The 6,311-nt window shown below is 39.8% G+C and carries 5 protein-coding genes and 1 pseudogene; all 6 read left to right on the forward strand.

The features are described 5' to 3' along the window. The first annotated feature begins 38 nt into the window (after positions 1-38). Positions 39-737 carry a YwmB family TATA-box binding protein gene (locus CN326_RS05820; protein ID WP_483295637.1) on the forward strand — a complete coding sequence of 233 codons (699 nt, stop codon included), beginning with the start codon at positions 39-41 and terminating at the stop codon, positions 735-737. Between the two features lie 34 nt (positions 738-771). Continuing rightward, on the forward strand, positions 772-2,076 hold the full coding sequence (gene murA, locus CN326_RS05825; RefSeq protein ID WP_098307166.1) for a UDP-N-acetylglucosamine 1-carboxyvinyltransferase: 1,305 nt from the start codon (positions 772-774) through the stop codon (positions 2,074-2,076). Positions 2,077-2,288: 212 nt separating this feature from the next. Beyond that, positions 2,289-3,311, forward strand: a complete 1,023-nt coding sequence (gene spoIID, locus CN326_RS05830; RefSeq protein WP_098307168.1) for a stage II sporulation protein D — start codon at positions 2,289-2,291, stop codon at positions 3,309-3,311. 273 nt (positions 3,312-3,584) lie between these two features. Beyond that, a complete protein-coding gene (locus CN326_RS05835; protein ID WP_098307170.1) occupies positions 3,585-5,195 on the forward strand; it encodes a long-chain fatty acid--CoA ligase in 1,611 nt (536 codons plus the stop codon). A 364-nt stretch (positions 5,196-5,559) separates the two neighbouring features. Then, positions 5,560-5,987: pseudogene (tnpA, locus tag CN326_RS05840) on the forward strand (IS200/IS605 family transposase). Next, positions 5,959-6,311, forward strand: a 353-nt coding sequence (locus CN326_RS05845; RefSeq protein ID WP_141524977.1) for a helix-turn-helix domain-containing protein, incomplete at its 3' end; no start/stop codon positions are given. The pseudogene tnpA and the gene CN326_RS05845, both read left to right, overlap by 29 nt.

Consider the following 6,311-nt stretch of genomic DNA (forward strand, 5'->3'; position numbering starts at 1 on the left):
TCAACAATGGGGACTAGGAGGGGATGAACGTGAAAAAGATGCAAGCCATGCTATTGATTGTTGTCAGTGCTGTTATATTTTTAGTCGGATATAGAGAAATGAAACCTGTGAGCGATCAGGAAAAAATGGAAAGTATGATTGCTGCTTTAGAGAAACATAGTGCAGATGTTCAGCATTGGTCTTGGTTAGCGCGGGAAACAAAGACAATTTCAAATATACATACGTTTGAAAAGTTACTTGGTCAAATTAAGCAACGTGCAAATGTAGAAAAATGGGAAATTGAGAAGTCTAGGGACGGTTATAAAGCAACAGCACAAAAAAGTTTTTCTTCTTATGAAGAAAGGCTAGTAGTTACGTGGACAATGGAAAATACTAAAGAAAACACTTTCATTATATATGAAGTGAGCGGAGCAAAATGGGATCCTAAATATACGGATAAAATGAATAAAATTTTTAGTACAAAACCAAAAATTTATACTTGTGTTCAAGGTACGCTCAGTGATAAGATTGAAGGTGTTTTGCAAGATAAAGCCAATGAAGTTTTGAAAGATCTTTCAGCAAAAGCGATTGAAAGAGTAGAAGAAAGAGCATTTGTGTCAGTCTCCGCATATAATAAAAAATGGAATGACGCTCTTTCAACAAATAAAGAGAAAATCAATGTGCAAATAGCAATACGTTCTACAAACAACAAGAATACAATTGTGGTTGGCACACCGATCATAACTTCTGAGTATTGAATATATGTGAAAAAAGGACACGGAGGGGAATAACTTGGAAAAGATCATCGTCCGTGGCGGAAAGCGGTTGAACGGCACAGTGCGCGTAGAGGGCGCAAAAAACGCTGTATTACCTATAATCGCTGCAGCCCTATTAGCGAGTGATGGAAAGAATGTACTATCTGAAGTACCAGAACTATCAGATGTATACACAATTAATGAAGTATTACGTCATTTGAATGCAGAGGTATCTTTTGCAAACAATGAGGTAACAATTGATGCATCAAAAGAACTAAACATCGAGGCACCATTTGAATATGTACGTAAAATGCGCGCGTCCGTTCTTGTAATGGGACCGCTTTTAGCACGTAATGGTCGTGCACGCATTGCGCTTCCTGGTGGTTGTGCAATCGGTTCACGTCCAATTGACCAACATTTAAAAGGCTTTGAAGCTATGGGAGCAAAAGTAAAAGTTGGTAACGGATTTGTTGAAGCGTATGTAGACGGTAAACTAACAGGTGCAAAAATTTACTTAGATTTCCCAAGCGTAGGGGCAACAGAAAACATTATGTCTGCTGCTGTATTAGCAGAGGGGACAACAGTGCTTGAAAACGCAGCAAAAGAGCCAGAAATCGTAGACTTAGCGAACTTCTTAAACGCAATGGGCGCAAAAGTACGCGGTGCTGGAACTGGCACAATTCGTATTGAAGGTGTCGATAAATTATATGGTGCAAACCATTCAATTATTCCTGACCGTGTTGAAGCAGGGACATTTATGGTTGCAGCAGCAATTACAGGCGGAAACGTGTTAATTGAAAATGCTGTACCAGAACACTTGCGTTCTATTACAGCGAAGATGGAAGAAATGGGCGTTACAATTATTGAGGAAAACGAAGGTGTACGCGTTATTGGCCCAGAGGAGTTAAAAGCGGCTGATATTAAAACGATGCCACACCCAGGATTCCCGACAGATATGCAGTCACAAATGATGGCATTATTATTAAAAGCAAACGGCACAAGCATGATTACAGAAACAGTATTCGAGAACCGTTTCATGCATGTGGAAGAATTCCGCCGTATGAATGCAGATATTAAAATCGAAGGCCGTTCTGTAATTATGAACGGACCAGGCAACCTGCAAGGCGCTGAAGTAGCGGCAACAGATTTACGTGCTGCAGCAGCATTAATCTTAGCTGGTTTAGTATCTGAAGGTCATACGCGCGTAACAGAATTAAAACATCTTGACCGCGGATATGTAAACTTCCACGGCAAGTTAGCTGCATTAGGTGCAGATATTGAACGTGTAACTGAAAGAGTGGAAGAAGTAGCAGAACAACAAGTATCTGATCTTCACGCTTAATAGAGATAGCTTCTATGCTTTGGCATGGAAGCTATTTTTTTCATGTACTATTATTGTTATAGTCAGGAAACATAATCTTTATGCCTGTTTCATTAAAAATATTCTAAAAATTTAATCTTGTGCCATGTTAGAAAGAAGAAAAGAACTTGTTCTAAATGCTTGTCTTACTCCATAAGAATGAAATGAGTCTAATTTCATAGTGGAGGAAAGCAATGAAAACTACGAAGCCAATTATGGTCATCGTAACGCTATTAGTAGCGTTAGTGATTATCGTACCAAGCATGCTTGTTTTTCCGTTTACAAAAGCGAAAGAGGAAAAGTATCATACGCCTTCTGCTCCTCCAGCAGCGCAAAATGCGCCAGCTCCTTCTCCTACGAAAACCAATGTGCAAGTATCTGTGTATCGCAGCGGACAAAAGAAGATTGAAACTGTTTCAATTGAAGATTATGTTGCTGGGGTTGTCGCTGCAGAAATGCCAGCAAATTTTGAAATGGAAGCATTAAAAGCACAGGCATTAACAGCGCGTACATTCGTTGTGAAGCGCATGTTAAGCGGGCAAAAGCTTCAGAATAAAGCAGACGTAACAGATACAGTGGAAAATCAAGTGTACAAAAGTAAAGAAGAGCTAAAAGAACAATGGGGAAAAGAGTATGAAGGCAGAATGAATCGTATTGAAGAAGCGGTATCAAAAACAGCTGGGCAAGTTTTAACGTATGAGGGAAGTCCAATTACAGCATCATTTTTCTCGACAAGTAATGGCTATACAGAAAATGCCGCAGATTATTGGGGCAGCGACTATCCGTACTTAAAAAGTGTAAATAGTCCGTGGGATCAGCAGTCACCGAAATTTACGAGCGAACAAACTTTTACTGTTGCTGATTTTCAAAAGCGTCTTGGCGTGAAAGTGTTAGCAAACGGTAATGTTGGCAACATTAAAGAACGAACAGAAGGAAAGCGCGTGAAGGAAGTTGAATTTCAAGGGAAAACATTAACGGGAAAAGACGTACGGGACAAGTTAGGTTTACGTTCGTCTGATTTTACGTGGAAGCAGAAAGGCAATCAAATTGTTGTGACAACGAAAGGCTTTGGTCACGGCGTTGGGATGAGCCAATACGGCGCTAATGGAATGGCGAGGGAAGGTAAGGCGTATACAGATATTGTCGCACATTATTATAAAGGCGTGGCAATTTCAGCACTGAATCAGTATGAGGAAAAATTGACGGCGAAGAAGTGAAGGCATAGCGCAGGGCGCTATGCTTTTTTATATGGGTGAGTCGAGGGTGTCTGATTGTGTCGAACGGTCTTTAAGTTGTGTCGAAGCGCCGATAAATGGGAAAAAGCGCTGATAAGTTGTGTCGAAACGCCGATAAACAGCGGCCCTCGATGTATAAGTTCTGTGTCAGCTTTTGTAGAAAAGGAAAGAAATGTTGCTAGTTTTTGCCAGGTGATGTCGTGTTATAATACAGTTGTATCTTTAGATATACAATGATAGCAGGGGGAATGTAAGATGATGATGGATGTACCACTTCTCATTCCAGCCATGATGGAACGGGCAGAGAAGTACTTTTCAAAAAAGGAAGTTGTTTCGCGTACTGCATCGCGTATTCAAACATTAACATACGGAGAGATTGCGAAGCGGACAAGAAGACTTGCGAGTGTATTACGTAAAATGGGGGTTGAGACGGGAGATAAAGTAGGAACAATCGCTTGGAATCATCACCGCCATTTAGAAGCATATTTTGCGATTCCAGGAATCGGAGCTGTATTACATACGATTAACTTACGACTTTCAGAAGACCACATTTCCTACATCATTAACCATGCCGAAGACAAAATTATTCTTGTGGATGAAGATATGGTTCCGGTATTAGAAAGCATTCAACACGAAATTCCTCATGTAAAAGCATTTATCATTATGACAGATGACAACACACTACCTCATACAACACTATCACCAGCATATCACTATGATAAACTTCTCGAAGAAGGCGATGAAACATTTCCATTTGTAGCAGATCTAGATGAGAAAGCACCTGCGGGCATGTGTTATACCTCCGCAACGACAGGAAAACCAAAAGGTGTCGTGTATACGCATCGTAGCATTGCACTTCACAGTTACACGCTTGGACTTGTGGACGGCGGCAGTATATCAGAAGGAGATACATGCATGCCAGTCGTTCCAATGTTTCATGTGAATGCGTGGGGACTTCCGTTTGCAGGCACATGGTTCGGTACAAAGCTTGTCTTACCAGGTCCGCACTTTACTCCGAAAATTTTAGCGCAGTTAATTGAACGAGAGAAAGTAACGATTACTGCTGGCGTGCCGACAATTTGGATTGGCTTATTACAAGAGATTGAAAAATATCCATATGATATTAGTAGTGTTCGCAGCATATGGTCAGGCGGATCGGCAGCGCCAAAAGGTATGATTCGCACATATGAAGAAAAATATAATATTTCTTTCAGACAAATCTACGGAATGACAGAAACGAGTCCAGCAGTTTTGATAAACCGTCCGAAGTCGTATCAATATGATTTACCGAAAGAAGAGTATTATGAGTTACGCTCCCGCCAAGGTTGTTTACTCCCAGGTCTTGAAATGAAAGTCATCGGTCAAGATGGTGAAGTAAAATGGGACGGTGAAGAAATGGGAGAACTTTGCCTCCGCGGACCATGGATTGCCGGCAGTTATTATAATGATGAACGCACTGAAGAGTCGATGAAAGATGGCTGGCTGCACACAGGTGATATCGTAACAGTAGACCCAGAAGGTTTTGTTAAAATTGCCGATCGCACAAAAGATTTAATTAAAAGCGGCGGTGAATGGATTTCTTCTGTTGATTTAGAAAACGCTTTAATGACACATGAAAAAGTATTAGAGGCATCTGTCGTTGCTGTTCCGCATGAAAAATGGCAAGAGCGTCCTGTTGCATGTGTCGTTTTAAAAGAAGGAGAAGTGGTCAGCCAAGAAGAGTTATACGAGCTATTAGAAAATCAATTTCCAAAATGGTGGATGCCAGATGATATTTTATTTGTGGAAGAAATTCCAAAAACATCCGTCGGAAAGTTTTTGAAGCGAGCGCTTCGTGATCAGTTGAAGAGTTATATGGTGAAGTAGAAATAATAGAGAGGGCTATCCCTATAGGGGATAGCCTATTTTTGTTATAGGAATAGATTACATGATTGTACAAATTTCTTCCCAATCTTTCATGCGCCATTTGAAAATAGAAAAGTCTGGTTGAGGGGCTTCACATTAGTCGGGATGAAGGAAACCTCCACTGATGGAAGTTTCACCTTACTTTCTTTTCTCGCATTTTATATGAATTTTAACGGATTTCCAAAAGAGTTCCCCGTCCTCAAGGAATGAGAAGGGTGAAACCTAATGAGTAGGGAGGGGATGAATTGTGGTTGGCGTAATTCAAAGGTTTTTTCTTTCTATTTCTTACTGGTCAGTTGTGTAATGAAATAAAGAGGTGACAACAGTGAAATTAGACACAAATAATCATTCAGTATTCGAATACCGCCTTATTATGGTTGTGAAGTATCGAAGAAAAGGAATTGGTGATACAATCTCGACTAGATTGAAAACTATATTTGAAAATATTGGGGCGAACTATCACATTTCTGTAAAAAATGGAATCATGATATGGATCATGTTCATGTTCTCATGACAACGAAACCGAATACAGAATAATCGAAGTTCATCAACGCTTATAAGAGTGCTAGTTCACGAAAAATGAAAAAGGAATTCCCTCAAATCAGATAGAAATGATAGAAAGAATACTTTTGACCTCAAAGTTATTGTTTGTTTACTATAGGAGGAGCGCCATTAGAAATTCTAAAGCAATACCGAAACACAAGGACAAAACGAATGGGAGGTGATGATAATGTTGTGGAATCAAAAATATGAAATCTTTCCAACAGAAGCACAACAAGAAGTGTTAGACCGTTGGTTACAATATTGTCGTCAAACCTACAATTCTGCCTTGCTAGACAAAGAACGGAAATATAAGCAAAATAAAGAAAATTACAATCGTTATGATATGCAAAGACAACTTACATTGGACAAGAATACGTATCCTTTTCTAAAAGAAATGCCTTCTCAGCCGCTGCAAGAAGTTTTTGTGCGTCTGAAAAAAGCGTTTGATCATTTCTTTCGTAAAGATGCAAAGTATCCAAAACCGAAAAAGTATAAAGACTACACGAGTATGACATTTCCGCAATTTGGGTTCAA

The organism is Bacillus sp. AFS018417 (assembly GCF_002560985.1).
GTDB classification, from domain to species: domain Bacteria; phylum Bacillota; class Bacilli; order Bacillales; family Bacillaceae_G; genus Bacillus_A; species Bacillus_A rhizoplanae.

Excerpts from the sequence above, each read along its gene's own strand:
- CN326_RS05820 (WP_483295637.1), top strand. The coding sequence starts at position 39 with ATGCAAGCCATGCTATTGATTGTTGTCAGTGCTGTTATATTTTTAGTC.
- spoIID (WP_098307168.1), top strand. The coding sequence starts at position 2,289 with ATGAAAACTACGAAGCCAATTATGGTCATCGTAACGCTATTAGTAGCG.
- CN326_RS05835 (WP_098307170.1), top strand. The coding sequence starts at position 3,585 with ATGATGATGGATGTACCACTTCTCATTCCAGCCATGATGGAACGGGCA.